This window comes from Paraburkholderia dipogonis, from assembly GCF_046027395.1.
Lineage (GTDB): Bacteria > Pseudomonadota > Gammaproteobacteria > Burkholderiales > Burkholderiaceae > Paraburkholderia > Paraburkholderia dipogonis_A.
Map to the genome: position 1 here is coordinate 1 of NZ_JAQQEG010000140.1, position 356 is coordinate 356.

General features: G+C 53.1%; 1 pseudogene. It reads left to right on the forward strand.

The features are described from left to right. Window positions 1-339: pseudogene (locus PQR32_RS42220) on the forward strand (hypothetical protein); the annotation flags it as partial. Window positions 340-356: the final 17 nt, after the last annotated feature.

Sequence of the window (356 nt, forward strand, 5' to 3'; positions counted from 1 at the left end):
GGCACGGACTCGGTAACGATCGTATCGCATGCGCCGCAAATGTTCGACTGGCCATCGACAGGGCAGCCGATGCGTGTATTTGACCGATCGATCGCAATCACCTATTCGAAAGAATCCGGCTCGGTGAGCTATCAGTTCTTCGGCAAAGACAAGGACGGAGTCTTCCGCCTTCCGATGTTGAACGAAGGCGTGACGACAGGTCACGGCAAAAAGAATCTTGTCATGGTGGGGAATATGCTGGACCCCGACAAACAGAAAGTTAAATTCGATCTTCAGGCGTATCGCGGCGATAAAACGGGCAGCACGTATCTGGCCGATCCCAATCACTACACGGCTTGATGCATAAGAAGTCCGGC